The organism is Bradyrhizobium sp. CCH5-F6 (assembly GCF_001556045.1).
Taxonomy (GTDB): Bacteria; Pseudomonadota; Alphaproteobacteria; order Rhizobiales; family Xanthobacteraceae; genus Bradyrhizobium.
This window is the reverse complement of the sequence record NZ_LSIC01000055.1, coordinates 20,989-36,953: the sequence shown is the minus strand read 5'-3', so window position 1 is coordinate 36,953 and position 15,965 is coordinate 20,989. Positions and strand designations below refer to the sequence as shown.

The window sequence follows — 15,965 nt, the reverse complement described above, 5'->3', positions numbered from 1 at the left end:
GGGTTCTCTCCGCGTACGAGGTGTCGCGAGAGGAGGAGCACGTCCCTCACACCCGCATCGGCATCAGCACGTACAGCGCGCTCTTGTCGTCGCGGTCCTGCACCAGGGTCGGCGAGCCGGGATCGGCGAGCCTCAAGGTCGCGACGTCGCCTTCGATCTGCGCGGCGATGTCGAGCAGGTAGCGGGAGTTGAAGCCGATATCGAGGACGTCGGAGGCGTATTCGACCTCCAGCTCTTCGGTCGCGCTGCCGGAATCCGGATTGGTCACCGACAGCACCAGCTTGCCCGGCGAGAGCGACAGCTTGACCGCCCGCCCGCGCTCGCTGGAGATCGTGGAGACGCGGTCGACCGCGTTCTCGAAATCCTTCTTGTCGACGACGAGCTCCTTGTCGTTGTTCTGCGGGATGACGCGGCCGTAATCGGGGAAGGTGCCGTCGATCAGTTTCGAGGTCAGCACGACGTTCCCGATGGTGAAGCGGATCTTGGCCTGCGACAGCTCGATCGTCATCTCGGCCTCGGTGTCCTCGATCAGACGCTGCACCTCGCCGACGGTCTTGCGCGGCACGATCACGCCGGGCATGCCCTCGGCGCCCTTGGGCTGCACCAGGTCGAGCTGGGCGAGGCGGTGGCCGTCGGTGGCGACGCCGCGCAGGGTCGCGGCCTTGGCCGTGCCGGCGGCGTGCAGATAGATGCCGTTGAGGTAGTAGCGCGTCTCCTCGGTCGAGATCGCGAACTGGGTGCGGTCGATCAGCCGCTTGACGTCCTTGGCGGCGAGCGAGAACGAGTGCGACATGTCGCCCGCGGCCAGATCCGGGAAATCGTTCTCCGGCAGCGTCTGCAGCGTGAAGCGCGAGCGGCCGGCGCGGATCGCGAGCACCGCCCGGTCGCCGTCGGCCTCCAGCACGATCTGCGAACCATCCGGCAGCTTGCGCACGATGTCGTAGAACATGTGCGCCGGCACGGTGGTGGAGCCGGCGGTCGCGGTTTCCGCCGGCAGCGTCTCCGTCACCTCGAGGTCGAGGTCGGTCGCCTTCAGCGACAGTTTCGCGTTTTCGGCGCGGACCAGCACGTTGCCGAGGATCGGAATCGTGTTGCGGCGCTCGACCACGCGGTGGACATGGCCCAGCGACTTCAGGAGTTGCGCGCGTTCGACCGTAACCTTCATTGCACTACTCGCCCGATCCCCAGATGAAAAAGCCGGACGGCCGAGAAGCCCGCCGCGGCACCGCAAGGCCCCAAAAGCTGAGGCCATCCCGCCGATATGACCAAAGCCGTCAGGGTCGCGCAAGGTGGCGCGGAAAGCCATCCGTTTCAAGGGATTGGGCGGCAGTTCCCCACGATTTACCGATGTTTCGTGCCGAAGCGCGACGTGCCGGTTGGCGGCGAACTCCGTCTCCGGGCGTCATGGCCGGGCTTGTCCCGGCCACCCACGTCTTGCGCTGCTGGACCGGGAACGTGGGGATGCCCGGGACAAGCCAAAGGAAAAGCCCGGGCATGACGACATCCCATGACGATATCCCATGTGGCCCAGGCGCTTATTCCTGAAGCTGGCGCTTCAGCGACTCCACTTCCTCGGACAGCGCGGTGTCCTTGGAGACCAGCGCCTCGATCTTGCGCACCGCGTGCAGCACGGTGGTGTGGTCGCGTCCGCCGAAGCGGCGGCCGATCTCGGGGAGCGAGCGCAGGGTCAGCGTCTTGGCGAGATACATCGCCACCTGCCGCGGGCGGACCACGTTGGCGGTGCGGCGCGAGGAGAGCAGGTCCGAGCGGCTGACATTATACTGCCGTGCCACCACGCGCTGGATGTCCTCGATCTTGATCCGCTTGGGCTCCTGCGGCCGGACCAGGTCGCGCACCTCGTGCTCCGCCATCTCCAGCGTCACCGGCCGGTTGTTGAGCTTGGAATGCGCGAGCAGGCGGTTGATCGCGCCTTCGAGGTCGCGGCCGTTATGGGTGATGGTGCGCGCCAGATATTGCAGCACCTCCTCGGGCACTTCGAACGTCGCATGATGGGCGCGGGCGGCGGCGACGCGCGACTTGAGGATGCCGTGGCGCAGCTCTTCGCCGAGCGAGCCCATCTCGACCACGAGGCCCCCGGCCAGCCGCGAGCGCACGCGGTCATCGAGGCTTTCGAGGTCGGACGGCGGACGGTCGGCCGCGATCACGACCTGGCGGCCTGCGTCGATCAGCGCGTTCAGCGTGTGACAGAACTCGGCCTGCGTCGACTTGCCCTGCAGGAATTGAAGATCGTCGATCACGAGCACGTCGATGCCGCGCAGTGCTTCCTTGAAGGCGAGCGCCGTCTGCGTCTTCAGCGCGGCGACGAAGCCGTACATGAATTTTTCCGCGGTGAGATAAAGCACCTTGCGCTCGTTGCCGGAATTGCCGGCCCAGGTCACGGCCTGGAGCAGATGCGTCTTGCCGAGGCCGACGCCCGCATGGATGTAGAGCGGATTGAACATGACGGGATCGCCGCGTCGCCCTTCGGCGACCTGGCGCGCGGCGGCATGCGCCAGCGTGTTGGAGCGGCCGACGACGAAGCTCGCGAAGGTCAGGCGCGGATCGAGCGGCGAGCCGCCGAGCGCGTCGTGGTTGGCCGAGACCGGCGCGATTGCAGTCGAGCGAAGCTCCGGCGCCGGCGCGCGGCGCGCCTCGATCGGCGCGGGCGTTTCCTTCGGCTGCACCGCCGGGCGCACGGCGGATCGGACCGTGAGATCGATGCGATGCACTTCCGGCATCTCGGCCTGCCAGCACGACAGCACGCGCTCGGCATAATGGGCCTGGATCCAGCTCTTCAGGAATCGGGTCGGCACCGAGAGCCGCACGCTCTCATCCTGCACGCCTTCCAGATCCATGCGTGCAAACCAGCTCGTATAGACGTCTTCGCCAACGCTTGAGCGCAGCCGACCCTTCACGCGTGACCAGCGATCCTGTTCCATTGTCATCGTCAGAAAACTTCTCTTGAGAGATATAGTTGCGTTGTGAGCGCCAAGCAGGGTTCCTGCCACGGTCCCTAACGTGGCGCGACCTCGAGCGAGTTCATCGTCGGGCATGGCTCGACCGTTCGGCGGGAATGCCGCGTCCGATCAGCGATGTCAGAGATGGAGGGGTCGCGAGGTCAGCGCGTACTCGGCGCTCCGTCACACGCGGGAGGCTGGAGATCCGACGGAGCTGGAACGGCATCGATTGAGTGGGAAACGTGTTTCAATACCGCGTTGAGTCCGTAAGACATGATACCTCCCCGTCCTGCCGTGATCGCTCACGACAAGGTCCTGCGTGTCCTGAAGACAACCGCGCCGTACTCCTGTCGCGGATGTCTGCCCAATGTACTGGTCGTCCGCTCGACTTCGCCACCTTGCGTGCCGGGGTAGTTTGCGACGTCTCTCTTGTGCGCCTTGCGCGAGGCGGGAAGATCCCGCTTGGAGACGTTCAGACAAAAATCTACCATTCCCATATTGCTATGGGTTTTGAACCGACATCGCTTTTTGAAGCGTCGCCTACGTGCACACCGCCGCCGATTTGCACGCTCGCCCCGTTTCCTAAACCGCGCTGGTCTGAAGATCGTGGGCGCCGCTGACGACTTAAGGAATACACTAAGCGGAAAGACTCGCAACGAAATTGATTCACAGTCGATCGATCAAAAAACTTGACCAGCGTTAACGTCGCGCGAGACTTGTTCACAGGCTCCGTAGCAAGTTTTTGGATTCGTGCACAGAATCGAGAGCGCCGCGCCTGGTGTGACAATTTTCAGTCGCGGCCGATTTTTTTTTACAAAAGCGTCACGCACCTGACGCGCGAACGAATTTTCCAAATGCTTGTCGCTGCTATGTTGATAAGTGATTATTGAGTCACTGCTTTTCGGGACTCGTTTGGAAGGGTAACTCCACCGCCACACACGTTCCGGTGAATTACGGTGTGCAGAACTCTCCGGACGGCTCGGATTTAATTCGAGCCCTGAAGCACAGGGGTTTTTGCAACGCAGTGAAGTCTCCACTGTTGCAGAGCTTCGGCAGGTGGAACTACGGAACGAACAATAACGCACGATGCAGATCGTCCGGGCGAAGATCGAGCTTCGCGCGACGGCTTGCGCAATGTGACAGGCAACAAAAAAGCCCGGCGCAATGCCGGGCCGTTTGACGCGCTGATCGGGTCGACCGATCAGATGATGCTGCGAACTACTTCGCGAGCTTGGCGATCTGCGCGGTGAGGCGCGAGACTTTGCGGCTGGCGTTGTTCTTGTGAATGATATTGCGCTGGGCGGCGCGCATCAGGGCGGGCTCGGCCGTCGCGAGGGCCTTCACGGCAGCGGCGCGATCGCCGGTCTTGATGGCTTCCTCGACGGTGCGCACGGCGCCGCGCATCTGGGTGCGGCGCGATTTGTTGACGGCAGTGCGGCGGGCGATCTTGCGCGTCGCCTTCTTGGCGGAAGTGGTATTGGCCATGGTCTCAATGTCCTTTGCGGGTACCGGTCGCGTCTTGGTCGGGTAGCGCCGGCTTGCTTGACCGCGTAATCGACGCTCGGATTTAGGGTGTTCGGTTGCTGGGCCGTTCCCGGAGCATGAGCGACGGCCTTACGGCTGTCTCTGAGGCTCCAAGGAGTCTTCAAGCTCGCGAGAGTCTTGAAGCTCAAGGCGCCTGCAACTGCTCAAAGAACAGCGGCGGCAGGATTGCGCCCACCGCCAGTTGGCGCCCTTATAGAGAGGGTCTTTGGCACCGTCAACGCTTTAGGGGGCTGGAATCCGGCGTTGGCGGCCTGGAGGGGTGCCGTAACGCCCTGAGGAGGTTGAATTTCTGCCGTCGCCCGGCTATTGGCTGGCAACGTTCCCAGAGGTCGCCCGGTCGGACGGCCAGCGCAGGTGAGGCATGATCCGCGGCTTCTTCCGAATGATAGGGCTGTTGCTGCTCGCCGGCGGGTTCATCTTCATGGTCTATGACGGCGCCCGCTGGGTGGCCGACCAGACCCTCAGATTCACCCGGTTCGGCCAGTTCTGGAACGATATCAATCAGGCCAGCCAGTCGGCATTCCGCACCTGGGTGGAGGCCAAGGCGCCCTGGCTCTGGAGCTCCGTGATCCGCCTGGTGCTGGAGCAGCCGGTCTTCGCCGTGCTCGGTATTCTGGGCATCCTGCTGATGATCCTGTTCCGCCCCCGCAAGCCGCTGATCGGCTATTCTCGGGATTGAGGCCTGGACTGGCAGCCGCGTAACAAGGCTGCCCCTTGCCGCGTAGATGGCTATATTCCCACTTGTTCGCGAGCACGCCGCCTGAGCGCCAGGTTTCCCGCTTTGCTCGAGCGGCGGATGGCTCGTCCCGGAGATCCAATCATGCTGTTCATGCGCAAGACGACCGCATTGCCGAGTGCCGCCGAAGCACTGCCCGGCCGTGCAGAGGCCATCCCGACCGCGACCACCCATTTCGTCAACGGCGCCAGGCTGAAGCCGCCTTATCCCGCCGGTCTCGAGCAGGCCGTGTTCGGGCTCGGCTGCTTCTGGGGTGCCGAGCGCAAATTCTGGGAGCTCGGCGATGGCGTCCACGTGACTGCCGTCGGCTACGCCGGCGGTCACACGCCGAACCCCACCTATGAGGAAGTCTGCTCGGGCCGCACGGCCCACACCGAAGTGGTGCTGTTGGTGTTCGATCCCAAGAAGATTTCCTACGAGACGCTCTTGAAGACGTTCTGGGAGAGCCATAACCCGACGCAGGGAATGCGCCAGGGCAACGACGTCGGCACGCAATATCGAAGCGCGATCTACACCTATTCCGACGCGCAGAAGAAGGCGGCCGAGGAGTCGAAGGCGCTCTATCAGAAGGCGCTTGCCGCCAGGGGCCTCGGCGCCATCACCACCGAGATCGCCCCCGCCGGCGAGTTCTATTTCGCCGAGGACTACCATCAGCAATATCTGGCGAAGAATCCCGCCGGCTATTGCGGCCTGGGGGGGACCGGCGTGTCCTGCCCGATCGGCGTCGGCGTCAGCGCGTAAGCCTGATCCAGACTCTTTGCACCTCTCCCGCTTGCGGGAGAGGTCGCATTGCATCGCAGAGGCAATGCGGGTGAGGGTTCTGCCCTCTGGTGAATGTTCCAACGTCGAGACACCCTCTCCCCCGTCCTCAAGCGCGGGAGGGAGTGTGCCGTGTCCTTGGTGCGCACCGCCGCAGCCTTCCCACTCAACGCTTTATTAACCATAACCGGTGCATCACTGGAGCTGTCTCGTTTCGAGGGATAGGTCCGGTGCCGGTTGCACGCGCGTTTCGATGGTCGAACTTAGCTGTGTCTTTGGCCGCGTCCGCCGCGCTTGCCCTTGGCGGCTGCATGCAGACCGCCGCTCCCGTCGCAGTGATGCAGCCGCGCGCCGATCTCGACTCCATGGCCTATGGCCAGCCCTATAGCGCCCCGCAACCGGTCTTCGTCAGTGACGGTGGCGGCGCCATCGGCGCGCTGCGCAACTCCTTTGCACCTTCGCCTGCGCCCATGCCGGTCGGCTATGCCGCGCCGATGGTGGTGCGCAATGGCGCCTCCTACCATCTTGACGCCGGTGACAAGCTTCGCGTCGTTGTCTACGGCCAGGAAGGTCTCACCAACAGCTATGCGATCGACGCCGGCGGCTCCATCACCATGCCGCTGATCGGCGCCGTGCCCGCCCGCGGCCGCACCACGGCTGGCCTTGCCGGCGAGATCGCCGCACGTTTGCGCAACGGCTACATCCGTGAGCCCTCGGTCGCGGTCGAGATCGAGGCGTATCGCCCGTTCTTCATCCTCGGCGAGGTCCTCGCGCCCGGCCAATATCCTTACGTGCCGAACATGACGGTCGAGAGCGCGGTCGCCATCGCCGGCGGCTTCTCGCCGCGCGCCAAGCGCGACATGGTCACGGTCACGCATACCGAGAACGGCGGCGCCATGCGCGCCGTGGTGCCGCTCGGCACCCCCCTCAGTCCCGGCGACACCGTGTTCGTCGGCGAGCGCTGGTTCTAGCTCTCTCCCTCACTTCCGTCATTCCGGGGCGCGCCTCTTGGCGCGAGCCCGGAATCCATCGCGCCACCAACTCCGTCGCCGGATGGATTCCGGGCCTGCACCGCTTCGCGGCGCATCCCGGAATGACGCCCGAGACAGTCGCGCTATCTATCCCAAATGCGTTGCGAAGAACTCCATGCTGCGCGGCCAGGCGATGTCGGCGCTGGCCTTGTCGTAGCTCGCCCGCTCGTCGCAATGGAAGCCGTGCTGGGCGCCCGGATAGACGAAGACCTCGACGTCCGGCCGTTTCGCCTTGATGGTCTCGACATCGGTGAGGGGAATGCCGGCATCCTTCTCGCCGAAATGCAATTGCGTCGGCACCTTCGGTGTCTCCTCGGCAAAGCGCACGACCGCGCCGCCGTAATAGCCGATTGCGGCCTTCAGCCCCGACAGCCGCGTCGCCGCGACGAAGGCGATGCTGCCGCCGAGACAGAATCCGATGATGCCGACGGGACCAACGCTCCTGGCTGCATCGATCGCGGCTTGCGTGTCGCGCAGCATCGCGGCCCAATCCGGGCTGGCCACGAACTTGCGCGCTTCCGCAATCTCGTCGGGCGAATAGCCCGACTGGAAGTTCGGTGACGTCCGGTCGAAGATCGACGGCGCGATCGCGACATAACCTTCCTTCGCCAGCCGGTCGCAGACCGACCGGATGTGGTGATTGACGCCAAAGATCTCCTGGATCACCACCACCGCGCCCTTGGGGCTGCCCGAGGGATCAGCGCGATAGGCGCCGAATTGGAAATTGTCGGAGGCCGTCAGCCTGATGTCCTGTCCCACGCGAATTGTCCTTGTTGGCTATTTCGAACTCTCATCTCTCCCCTCATCCCGAGGAGCGCGCCCGCGCGCGTCTCGAAGGATGAAAGGCCGAGAAGCAGCAGCGAGGCCTTCATCCTTCGAGACGCTTGCTTCGCAAGCTCCTCAGGATGAGGAGCAATACTCACTCCCACATCCAGTTCTCGCCGTAATCCTCCTTCCATCCTGCCAGCCGTCCGTGACGGAATTGCAGGAACAGGCGGTGACGGTAGGGGATCAGGCCGCTGCCGCCGATGTTGCGAAGCGCGAGATAGATCTCGTTGCCGGGACGGCCGCGAACGTATTGCAGCGGCTGGCCGAGGGCGCGCGCGGTCTGCTCGGCATCCATCCCGAAGGCGAGCGGCGTGTTGTTCGACAAGGTGGCGACGAAAGGCTGGCGTGGCGGAACCACGCCGAACGGTTCGGCCTGCGCAGATATCGACAGCAACATCGCGCCCCCAGCCAGCATCATCAGCTTCATCGCCTGCGTCCTTGCTTGATCGACCTATGCCGGCAAGTTCTTCAGGAAAGGCACGACCGCGTCAACAAATGCCTTGGGCTGATCGATGTTGACCGCGTGTCCGGCCGCGGGGATCACGACCTTTTGTGCGCCGGGGATCTTTGCCGCCATGTAGTCGGACGCGGCGAGGAACGGCGTGTCGTCGGCGCCGACCACGATCAGCGACGGCACCGTGATGTCGGGCAGCAGTTCGATGACGCGCGCATCGCGCTGGGTCAGCATGCCGCGCGCGGCAAGCGCCAGCCCTCTGGCGTTGCGATGGCTGGCGGTGGCGCGCTCGCGCGTCGCCGATCTCAGCATCTCGAGGCCTTCGCGGTCGAGCCTGTCAGCGGTCGCAAGCGCCCGCGCGTTCCAGGCCTCGCGCGCGTCGTCCTTCTTGAAGCCCGGTCCGGTATCGATGATCAACAGCGCGCGGGCGCGCTCCGGGTGTGCGCGATAGAACGCGAGCGACATGTAGCCGCCGAGCGAGAGGCCGCCGATGATGGCGCGCTCGGCGCCGACCGCATCGAGGATCGCCGCCATGTCGCCGACAGTCAGCGCTTCGCTGTATGCGCTCGGATCATCGGGATAGTCGGACTGGCCGTGTCCGCGCATGTCCCACAAGATCAGCTTGTGATCCTTCGCGAGCGCATCGACCTGCCCATGCCACATCGCCGAGGTCGAGGAATAGCCGTGGGTGAGCAGCAACGGCGGGCCCTCGCCATGGACTTCGTAATAGATCCCGACGCCGTCACGTTCGATCCTCGGCATGGATTTCTTCCCTCTTGTTTTATTATTGCCGCGTCGGCCGTCGTTCTCCGCGCGCCGGACTCTCTCAATCTGCCGACAAAGGAATACCCCATCCCGCGCCTCACGCCACCCCTCCCGGCACGATCGAGAGTGAGAAAATTCCTTTTGTCATCAATGACATCCCTACTGTGCATGGGGTTGTTTTCGACTTTTGATGCGAACCGCCCATCAGCGAATTCCGTCAAATTGTCTGTAATTCCCGAAGGTTCCATTGAGCACGCCTCTTAAGGCCCGGAGAACCGGATCCGTCTTAGGCTGACGCCAAATCCAGTCCCGTGCTTTGGGGAAGCCATGAACGCCTCAGCCAAACCCGCCGCCAAACGCCGGCTTCTGCTCGCCTCCGACCGGAGCGACGGCAGCAGCGAGCTCGCCAGCATCTTGAAGGCGGTCGGCGACGTGTCGACGGTGACGACGGAGGCTATCCCCGATCAGCCGGCGCGCGATCTCTCCGGTCTCGTGGTCGACATCAACCTGCGTTCGCCCGAGAGCGTGCAGCGGGTCCGCAACAAGCTGCGCGGCGATGCCTATCGTTCGATGCCGCGGCTGTTCGTGCTCGCAGACGCCCTGCATCACGGCACCATGCAGGCCTGGGCATTAGGGGCCACCGACACGATCGCGCGTCCGCTCCAGCCCGAGGCCATCCTTCAGCGCATCCGCGCCGCCTTCCCGGACACTGCCGCCTATGACGCGACCGATCGCGGCAAGACGCTCAACCGCGGCGTCGAGGCGGCGCACGCGGTGCTGGCCAAGATGTTCGAGAAGCTGCCGCTCGGCGTGCCCCTGACCTTCGACGACGTCATTGCGGCCGAGAGCAAGATCCTGAAGGCGATCAAGCATTCCTCGCTGCGTGAATGGCTCACCACCGTCGGCTGCCACCATGTCGGCAGCTATCGGCACTGCCTGTTCGTCACCGGCTTCGCCGTCGCCTTCGCGCAGCATCTCGGCATGCGCGAGGACGACCAGCGCCGCCTGACCCGCGCCGCGCTGCTGCACGACGTCGGCAAGGCCTTCGTTCCGGTCGCGCTGCTCGACAAGCCGGGCAAGCTCACCGACGAGGAGATGGCCGAAGTTCGCGAGCATCCGCGCCGCGGCTACGACGCGCTGGCCGAGCAAGGCGGCTTCCCGCCGGAGATGCTCGACGTCGTGCTGCATCACCACGAATTCCTCGATGGCTCCGGCTATCCGAACGGCCTGTCGTCGAACCAGATCAGCGACATCGTGCGCTTGACGACGATCGTCGACATCTACGCCGCCCTGGTGGAGAAGCGCGCCTATCGCATGCCCTTCACTCACTCGCGTGCGTTCACGATGATGGAAGGCATGGGCGCCAAGCTCGACCAGCAGCTGCTGCAGGCGTTCAGGCCGGTGGCTCTGGGATCTTTCTAGGACGCCGATCGCTCTGACCTCGCCATTGCGAGGAGCTCGCGACAAGATTGCGTAGCAATTTTGCGCTGTAGCGACGAAGCAATCCAGACTGCTTCCGCGGAGGAAAATTGGATTGCTTCGCTTCGCTCGCAATGACGGGTCGAATAGTGTTTGCGTCTAACCCACCATCTTCCGCAACTCCGCCTTCGCGACCTTCTCCAGCGTCGAGCGCGGCATGTCGTCGACCAGCCTGACCTCGCGCGGCACCTTGAAGTCGGCGAGGCCGGCGCGGCAGGCGGCCATCACACGATCCTGCAGATCGGGGGCGGCGCCGGCGACGCCGCCCTGCGGGATGATGAAGACGACAGGCACTTCGTCCAGCATCGGATGCGTCTTCGCCACCACCGCCGCCTCGCGCACGCCGGGCACGAGGGCGACCACCTGCTCGATCTCGGAGGCCGCGACGTTCTCGCCGCCGACCTTCAGCATGTCCTTGGCGCGGTCGCCGAACTTGATGTAGCCGTTCGCAAGCCGCTCGACGCGGTCGCCGGTGAGAAAGAAGCCGTGCTCGTCGAAGCTCTCGCGCGTCGCCTTCTCGTTGTGCAAATACTCGGCGAACAGCGACAGGCCGGGAATGCCCCTGATCGCGAGATTGCCGGTTCCGCCGACCTCGGTCGGCCGTCCGTCATCGTCGGTGATGCGGATCTGATATTCCGGCGCGGCGCGGCCGATCGACATCGGAATGTTGGGCTGATCGACCTCGCCGACGATGCCGTGGGTGATGGTCTCGGTCATGCCCCACCAGCCGATCATCTTGATGCCGAAGGCGGCGAAGGCCGGCGGCTCGTTGATCGCCGTGCCCCACAGGCGGAATTTGTGGTCCTTCGGGATCTCCTGCTCGAGCAGGGCCTTCATGCAGAACGGAATGGTCGAGGTCCAGGTCGCGCCGTGCTCGCGCGCGACGCTCCAGAACCGGCTGGCGGAGAAGCGCGGCTGGATCACGCAGGAGCCGCCGACCCATAGCGTCGCCAGCATCGAATAGGCCAGCGCGTTGGTGTGGAACAGCGGCAGATAGGTCTGGTGCACGTCGCCCGCATGCAGGTCTTCATGCGCCGCGTTGATCTTGGCACCCCACAGCGCGTTGGCGTGGGTCCACAGCACCGCCTTCGGCCGCGACGTCGTGCCGGAGGTGTACTGCACGCTGCATGGCGCGAGCGGATCGGCGGCGCGCCTGGGACGATCGGCGCTGTCGGCGAACAGGGACTCGAAACTGTCGCCGCGCGAGACCGCCTGCGCCGGCGCCGCGCCGGCATCGTGTGAGGTCACCGCCAGCCAGCGGATGTTGCGGCAGTTCTGCGCGACGATCTCCGCATAGGCCGGCTGGGTGATCGCGGCGACCGCGCCGCAATGATCGGCGAAATATTCGATCTCGGCCGGCGCCGACCGGGTGTTGGTGGTCACCGCGATCGCGCCGAGCTCGACGCAGGCGAACCAGGCCAGCATCGCCTCGATGCAATTGTCCAGATGAATGAGCACGTATTCGCCGGGCTTGACGCCTCGCCGGGCCAACCCTGCCGCGAGCGAACCGACGCGCCCGTGAAACTCGCCGTAGCTCCAGTGCCGCGCCGGTGCGTCGAACGGCGCCCAGATCAGGAACGGATGTGAGCTGCGCACCTCGGCGCGCATCCTCAGGAGCCAGGGCACGTCGAGCCCGTCGAAGGGGCCCACGATTCCGGCGGCGGTTTCTCGGATAGCCATGCGTCCTCCCGTGCAGCCTGCATCTTGCTGGCGGCTGCCTTTTGTTTATTGCGTCTTCCTGCCACCGGATGGCGCGCGGCGCAAATCTGGGGGCGTATGTTGTCCGCGCTCCCTCGGCCGTCATTGCTTCGTCGCAACAGCGCAAAATTGCTACGCAATTTTGTCGCGAGCTCCTCGCGATGACGGTGTTTGGGGCGGGCGGTGCGGTCCTATCGGACTCAATCCTCGTAAGACGATATCTCGATCAGGCTGCCGTCGGGATCCCTGCAATAGACCGAGCGCAGCGTGCCGCGGGCGCCCTGCCTCGGGCCGGGGCCTGCCTCAATGGCGACGCCGTGTGCCCGCAAATGCGCCACCACCTCGTCCGGTGTGGCCGAGGTGAGAAAGCACAGATCGTCGCTGCCGGCGGTTGGATGGTCGGCGGTGAACCACTCCACCTTGTCGGCGTCGCGTTGGCGGACGTTGATCTTCTGGTTACCAAACACGAGCGAGGTCCGCGGCGCTTTGCCGCCGCCGGGATCGAGCACCTTGACTTCCATGCCCAGGATCTTGCGGTACCAGTCCGCAGTCGCCGCGACGTCGGCGACATTGATCACGAGATGATCCAGGGCGTGAACCTTGACCGGCATGTCTCATCCTTTCGTCGTGATATGCCCCACGCACTTTCAGCCTGCGGCAAGCTTTGTTACAACCGCGTCGACGTGCCTTTCAAGCTATCGCTTTCAATAACAACACTGGGAGAACCCTCGAGATGATCACTCGCCGTACCGCGCTGGGCCTGCTCGCCGCCAGTCCGCTTGCAGCCACCCCGCTGTCGAAGGCTCTTGCCGCCGATTATCCGGCGCGTCCGGTGAAATGGGTGGTCGGCTATCCGCCGGGCGGGGCCACCGACATCCTGGCGCGGCTGCTCGGCCAGCGGCTCTCGGAAAAGCTCGGACAGCAATTCGTGGTCGAGAACAAGCCGGGCGCCGGGAACAACATCGCGACCGAATCGGTCATCAATGCCGAGCCCGACGGCTACACGCTGCAGCTGGTCAATCCGGCCAACTACATCAACGCCTCGCTCTACAAGAATCTCAAGTTCAACTTCGTGAACGACATCGCGCCGGTCGCCTCGTTCCAGCGCGTTCCGAACGTGATGACCGTCAGCAAGGACGTGCCGGCCAAGAACGTCGCCGAGTTCATCGAATATGTGAAGGCCAATCCCGGCAAGGTGAACATGGCCTCGTCCGGCAACGGCACCTCGGTGCATCTGTCCGGCGAGATGTTCATGGCCATGACGGGTTGCAAGATGCAGCACGTGCCTTATCGCGGCGCGGCGCCCGCGATCACCGACATGCTCGCCGGCCAGGTGCAAGTGATCTTCGACAACATGCCTTCGATCATCCAGCACATCCGATCCGGCTCGCTTCGCGCGATCGGCGTCACCACCACGGAACGCTCGCCGCAGCTGCCCGACGTGCAGCCGATCGCCGACACCGTGAAGGGGTATGAGGCGAGCGCGCTGTTCGGCATGGGCGCGCCCAAGAACACGCCCAAGGAAATCATCGCCAAGCTCAACGCCGAGGTGAACGCGGTGCTCAAGGAGCCCGACATGGCCAAGCGTCTGGTCGAGCTCGGCGGCGAGCCGCGCGCGCAGACGCCCGAGGCGTTCGGCGAGGAGATCAAGGCCGAGACCGAGAAGTGGAGGAAGGTCGTCGAGTTCGCCGGCCTGAAGGTCGAATAGGCAGGATAGCAACCTTGGGGCCTTGCCGGCGTTCTCCGGAGGTGACTTCACTCTTGAGACGTCCGGCAAGGAGCACGCAGATGCGCAAGGCAATGCTCGCAATGATCGCGTTGGCTGGATTGGGTGTCGGCAGCTTTGCCGGTATCGGTCCAGCCGCGGCTTATGATTATCCCTGGTGTGCGCAGGGCAGGGGCTACGGCTACCCCGGTGAATGCGCCTACCGGACCTTGCAGCAATGTCAGGCCAGCGTCTCCGGACGCCTGCTGACCTGCGGGGTCAATCCGCGCGCGGCGTATAATCAGCAGCGGTCGTCGCGGCGGTATCGAAATGACTACTACGCGCCCTACTAGGGACGCGAGGAGCTTCACGAACCGGATAACGTGACTTGACGGGCCTGGTTTAAAAGGACGCTCTGTCCTCATTGCAGTGGAGGACGGACCGTGACCAGGACTCAACTCGTTTTGGCGGCGCTGGCTGCCACCATGGTCGCAGGCTTTGCCGGCATGACGCCGGCTATGGCCCGCGACTATCCCTGGTGCGCCCAGGGCGGCGAGTACGACTATCCCGGCGAATGCGCCTACAGCACCTATGAACAATGCCAGGCCAGCGTCTCCGGCCGGCTGCTGTTCTGCGACCGCAATCCTCGTTTTGCCTACGGCCAGGTGCAGTCGCCGCAACCGCGGCCGCATCGCCGCGCAAGGCCTGTGGCGCCGTATTGAGAGCTGACCGATGTCGTGCCGCGGATGCAGGCGGAGCTACCGCTTCGCGTCCGCCTGCTCGGTCGCGTTGCACGAGATCAGCATCGTATACGGCCGGGCGTTGGCGGCGATGTCGGTGGTCTTGAGCTCGCCCTTTGGTTCGGCGGTCTGATACGGCACCACGGAATTGTCGAGGAAGTCGCGCAGCACGCCGGTCTTGATGGCGAAGTTGATGTTCTCGGGAATGTTGCCGGTCGCCACGGCGATACGGAGCGCGTCGACCTTTCCGGTGACGACACCCACGATCTGGCCGGTGGCATCGAACAGCGGGCCTCCACTATTGCCGGGCTGAACGGGCGCGCTGATCTGAAGGAAGCGGGTGTCGTTGCGCATGCCGCTGAGCGAGCTCACGATCCCCGTCGTCACGGTGAAGTCCGAGGTCAGCATTCCATGGTAGGGAAAGCCGATCGCGACGACGGAATCACCGGAGCGGATCGAGCGGTCGCGGATTCGAGCAAAGTCCTTGAACGCGGTCGTCGAAGGCGCCTGCAGCAAGGCGAGATCGTTGTTGGCGTCGCTGGACACGACACGCAACGTGATCGCGGCCTCGCCGGTGAGATTGCCCTTGATGTCGGCGCAACCGCTGATCACGTGGTTGTTGGTGACGATGTGCCCGTTCGCGCTGACCACGAAGCCAGTGCCGCTTTTTGATCTGGCCGTCCTGCTGCCGGCTGCCGGCGGCGCCTGCTTGTCGGGGGCGGCCTGCGGCTTGGCGGCCACCTTGGTGAAATCACCGGCCTTGCTGAGCCCGTCGGCTTTAACTTTGGTGACGCAATTGGCCAGCGCCGCGATCACAGGACCGGTTGAGGTCAGGTCGAAATTCAGCACGGTGCGGCCGCTCGTTGCGACCATCAGGCTGGCCTTCTGAAACGTACGTACGACGTTGGCTGGCATCACGGATGTGAGCATGTTCGGCTGATTGGCAGTGGCGAACAGCCTCGCCTGCTCCTGCCCGTCAAAGATGACGTCGATCGCGGCGTTCTCGCCCTGCTTGAAGCGGTAATTGGGGCTGGCGAAACCCAGCGACCAGATGCCGGCAGCATTATAGCCGACGACGAGGATGACGCCGTTCGCATAGGGCGTCGTCGCCGCGCAATGTGAGAAAGCGCCGGTTTCGTCATTGCTGAAGGCTCCGCCGATCCAGTTGCCGACATGGATGGTGCCGAAAGGCCCCGCCGCATGGACGAGCCCGGCGAGCATCGCCTGGAAAACAAACGCAACGCAAAACGACTTAAGCCACATACCCA

16 protein-coding genes are annotated in these 15,965 nt (G+C 64.3%); 7 read left to right on the top strand and 9 right to left on the bottom strand.

Annotated elements, in window-relative coordinates:
• Positions 1 to 46 precede the first annotated feature (46 nt).
• The 3 genes from dnaN to rpsT all read right to left on the bottom strand — a co-directional run bounded on the left by dnaN (position 47) and on the right by rpsT (position 4,442).
• On the bottom strand, positions 47 to 1,165 hold the full coding sequence (gene dnaN / locus AX729_RS09820) for a DNA polymerase III subunit beta (RefSeq protein ID WP_061022408.1): 1,119 nt from the start codon (positions 1,163 to 1,165) through the stop codon (positions 47 to 49).
• A 370-nt stretch (positions 1,166 to 1,535) separates the two neighbouring features.
• The gene (gene dnaA, locus AX729_RS09815; protein WP_061022406.1) at positions 1,536 to 2,945 is read right to left on the bottom strand and encodes a chromosomal replication initiator protein DnaA; all 1,410 of its coding nucleotides are present in this window, start codon (positions 2,943 to 2,945) and stop codon (positions 1,536 to 1,538) included.
• Positions 2,946 to 4,175: 1,230 nt separating this feature from the next.
• Positions 4,176 to 4,442 carry a 30S ribosomal protein S20 gene (gene rpsT / locus AX729_RS09810; protein ID WP_035704405.1) on the bottom strand — a complete coding sequence of 89 codons (267 nt, stop codon included), beginning with the start codon at positions 4,440 to 4,442 and terminating at the stop codon, positions 4,176 to 4,178.
• Positions 4,443 to 4,863: 421 nt separating this feature from the next.
• Here rpsT and AX729_RS09805 point away from each other — a divergent pair, with 421 nt between their 5' ends.
• The 3 genes from AX729_RS09805 (at position 4,864) to AX729_RS09795 (ending at position 6,968) form a co-directional block, all read left to right on the top strand.
• Positions 4,864 to 5,181 carry a hypothetical protein gene (locus tag AX729_RS09805; RefSeq protein WP_061022404.1) on the top strand — a complete coding sequence of 106 codons (318 nt, stop codon included), beginning with the start codon at positions 4,864 to 4,866 and terminating at the stop codon, positions 5,179 to 5,181.
• A gap of 141 nt (positions 5,182 to 5,322) precedes the next feature.
• Positions 5,323 to 5,979 carry a peptide-methionine (S)-S-oxide reductase MsrA gene (msrA, locus tag AX729_RS09800; protein ID WP_061022403.1) on the top strand — a complete coding sequence of 219 codons (657 nt, stop codon included), beginning with the start codon at positions 5,323 to 5,325 and terminating at the stop codon, positions 5,977 to 5,979.
• Between the two features lie 248 nt (positions 5,980 to 6,227).
• Positions 6,228 to 6,968, top strand: a complete 741-nt coding sequence (locus AX729_RS09795; protein WP_061022401.1) for a polysaccharide biosynthesis/export family protein — start codon at positions 6,228 to 6,230, stop codon at positions 6,966 to 6,968.
• Between the two features lie 147 nt (positions 6,969 to 7,115).
• Here AX729_RS09795 and AX729_RS09790 read toward each other — a convergent pair whose 3' ends face one another.
• From AX729_RS09790 to AX729_RS09780, 3 genes are all read right to left on the bottom strand, one after another.
• Positions 7,116 to 7,787 carry a dienelactone hydrolase family protein gene (locus AX729_RS09790; RefSeq protein ID WP_061022400.1) on the bottom strand — a complete coding sequence of 224 codons (672 nt, stop codon included), beginning with the start codon at positions 7,785 to 7,787 and terminating at the stop codon, positions 7,116 to 7,118.
• Between the two features lie 160 nt (positions 7,788 to 7,947).
• Entirely contained in the window at positions 7,948 to 8,283 is a 336-nt protein-coding gene (locus tag AX729_RS09785) for a hypothetical protein (protein WP_061022397.1), read from the bottom strand.
• Between the two features lie 24 nt (positions 8,284 to 8,307).
• Complete coding sequence (locus AX729_RS09780) at positions 8,308 to 9,072, bottom strand: alpha/beta fold hydrolase (protein ID WP_061022395.1); 765 nt, start codon at positions 9,070 to 9,072, stop codon at positions 8,308 to 8,310.
• A 330-nt stretch (positions 9,073 to 9,402) separates the two neighbouring features.
• Here AX729_RS09780 and AX729_RS09775 point away from each other — a divergent pair, with 330 nt between their 5' ends.
• Complete coding sequence (locus AX729_RS09775) at positions 9,403 to 10,497, top strand: HD-GYP domain-containing protein (protein ID WP_061022393.1); 1,095 nt, start codon at positions 9,403 to 9,405, stop codon at positions 10,495 to 10,497.
• A gap of 156 nt (positions 10,498 to 10,653) precedes the next feature.
• On the opposite strand, the gene AX729_RS09770 is transcribed toward AX729_RS09775, so the two are convergent.
• Positions 10,654 to 12,234 carry an AMP-binding protein gene (locus AX729_RS09770; RefSeq protein WP_061022391.1) on the bottom strand — a complete coding sequence of 527 codons (1,581 nt, stop codon included), beginning with the start codon at positions 12,232 to 12,234 and terminating at the stop codon, positions 10,654 to 10,656.
• Positions 12,235 to 12,452: 218 nt separating this feature from the next.
• A complete protein-coding gene (locus AX729_RS09765) occupies positions 12,453 to 12,863 on the bottom strand; it encodes a VOC family protein (RefSeq protein ID WP_061022390.1) in 411 nt (136 codons plus the stop codon).
• Positions 12,864 to 12,985: 122 nt separating this feature from the next.
• On the opposite strand from AX729_RS09765, the gene AX729_RS09760 reads away from it, so the two are divergent.
• The 3 genes from AX729_RS09760 (at position 12,986) to AX729_RS09750 (ending at position 14,679) form a co-directional block, all read left to right on the top strand.
• Positions 12,986 to 13,960 carry a Bug family tripartite tricarboxylate transporter substrate binding protein gene (locus AX729_RS09760; RefSeq protein WP_061022388.1) on the top strand — a complete coding sequence of 325 codons (975 nt, stop codon included), beginning with the start codon at positions 12,986 to 12,988 and terminating at the stop codon, positions 13,958 to 13,960.
• 80 nt (positions 13,961 to 14,040) lie between these two features.
• Positions 14,041 to 14,310 (top strand): DUF3551 domain-containing protein, encoded by a 270-nt coding sequence (locus AX729_RS09755; protein WP_061022386.1) that lies wholly within the window; start codon positions 14,041 to 14,043, stop codon positions 14,308 to 14,310.
• A 90-nt stretch (positions 14,311 to 14,400) separates the two neighbouring features.
• The gene (locus AX729_RS09750; protein WP_061022384.1) at positions 14,401 to 14,679 is read left to right on the top strand and encodes a DUF3551 domain-containing protein; all 279 of its coding nucleotides are present in this window, start codon (positions 14,401 to 14,403) and stop codon (positions 14,677 to 14,679) included.
• Between the two features lie 36 nt (positions 14,680 to 14,715).
• Here the strand turns inward: AX729_RS09750 and AX729_RS09745 are convergent, their stop codons facing one another.
• Complete coding sequence (locus tag AX729_RS09745; protein WP_061022381.1) at positions 14,716 to 15,960, bottom strand: S1C family serine protease; 1,245 nt, start codon at positions 15,958 to 15,960, stop codon at positions 14,716 to 14,718.
• Between the last annotated feature and the right edge of the window lie 5 nt (positions 15,961 to 15,965).

What these genes read in the sequence shown, in the direction of transcription:
- AX729_RS09770 (WP_061022391.1), bottom strand. Translation starts at nt 12,234, where the DNA reads ATGGCTATCCGAGAAACCGCCGCCGGAATCGTGGGCCCCTTCGACGGG.
- AX729_RS09805 (WP_061022404.1), top strand. Translation starts at nt 4,864, where the DNA reads ATGATCCGCGGCTTCTTCCGAATGATAGGGCTGTTGCTGCTCGCCGGC.
- rpsT (WP_035704405.1), bottom strand. Translation starts at nt 4,442, where the DNA reads ATGGCCAATACCACTTCCGCCAAGAAGGCGACGCGCAAGATCGCCCGC.
- dnaN (WP_061022408.1), bottom strand. Translation starts at nt 1,165, where the DNA reads ATGAAGGTTACGGTCGAACGCGCGCAACTCCTGAAGTCGCTGGGCCAT.
- AX729_RS09765 (WP_061022390.1), bottom strand. Translation starts at nt 12,863, where the DNA reads ATGCCGGTCAAGGTTCACGCCCTGGATCATCTCGTGATCAATGTCGCC.
- AX729_RS09775 (WP_061022393.1), top strand. Translation starts at nt 9,403, where the DNA reads ATGAACGCCTCAGCCAAACCCGCCGCCAAACGCCGGCTTCTGCTCGCC.
- dnaA (WP_061022406.1), bottom strand. Translation starts at nt 2,945, where the DNA reads ATGACAATGGAACAGGATCGCTGGTCACGCGTGAAGGGTCGGCTGCGC.
- AX729_RS09760 (WP_061022388.1), top strand. Translation starts at nt 12,986, where the DNA reads ATGATCACTCGCCGTACCGCGCTGGGCCTGCTCGCCGCCAGTCCGCTT.
- msrA (WP_061022403.1), top strand. Translation starts at nt 5,323, where the DNA reads ATGCTGTTCATGCGCAAGACGACCGCATTGCCGAGTGCCGCCGAAGCA.
- AX729_RS09745 (WP_061022381.1), bottom strand. Translation starts at nt 15,960, where the DNA reads ATGTGGCTTAAGTCGTTTTGCGTTGCGTTTGTTTTCCAGGCGATGCTC.
- AX729_RS09755 (WP_061022386.1), top strand. Translation starts at nt 14,041, where the DNA reads ATGCGCAAGGCAATGCTCGCAATGATCGCGTTGGCTGGATTGGGTGTC.
- AX729_RS09780 (WP_061022395.1), bottom strand. Translation starts at nt 9,072, where the DNA reads ATGCCGAGGATCGAACGTGACGGCGTCGGGATCTATTACGAAGTCCAT.
- AX729_RS09785 (WP_061022397.1), bottom strand. Translation starts at nt 8,283, where the DNA reads ATGAAGCTGATGATGCTGGCTGGGGGCGCGATGTTGCTGTCGATATCT.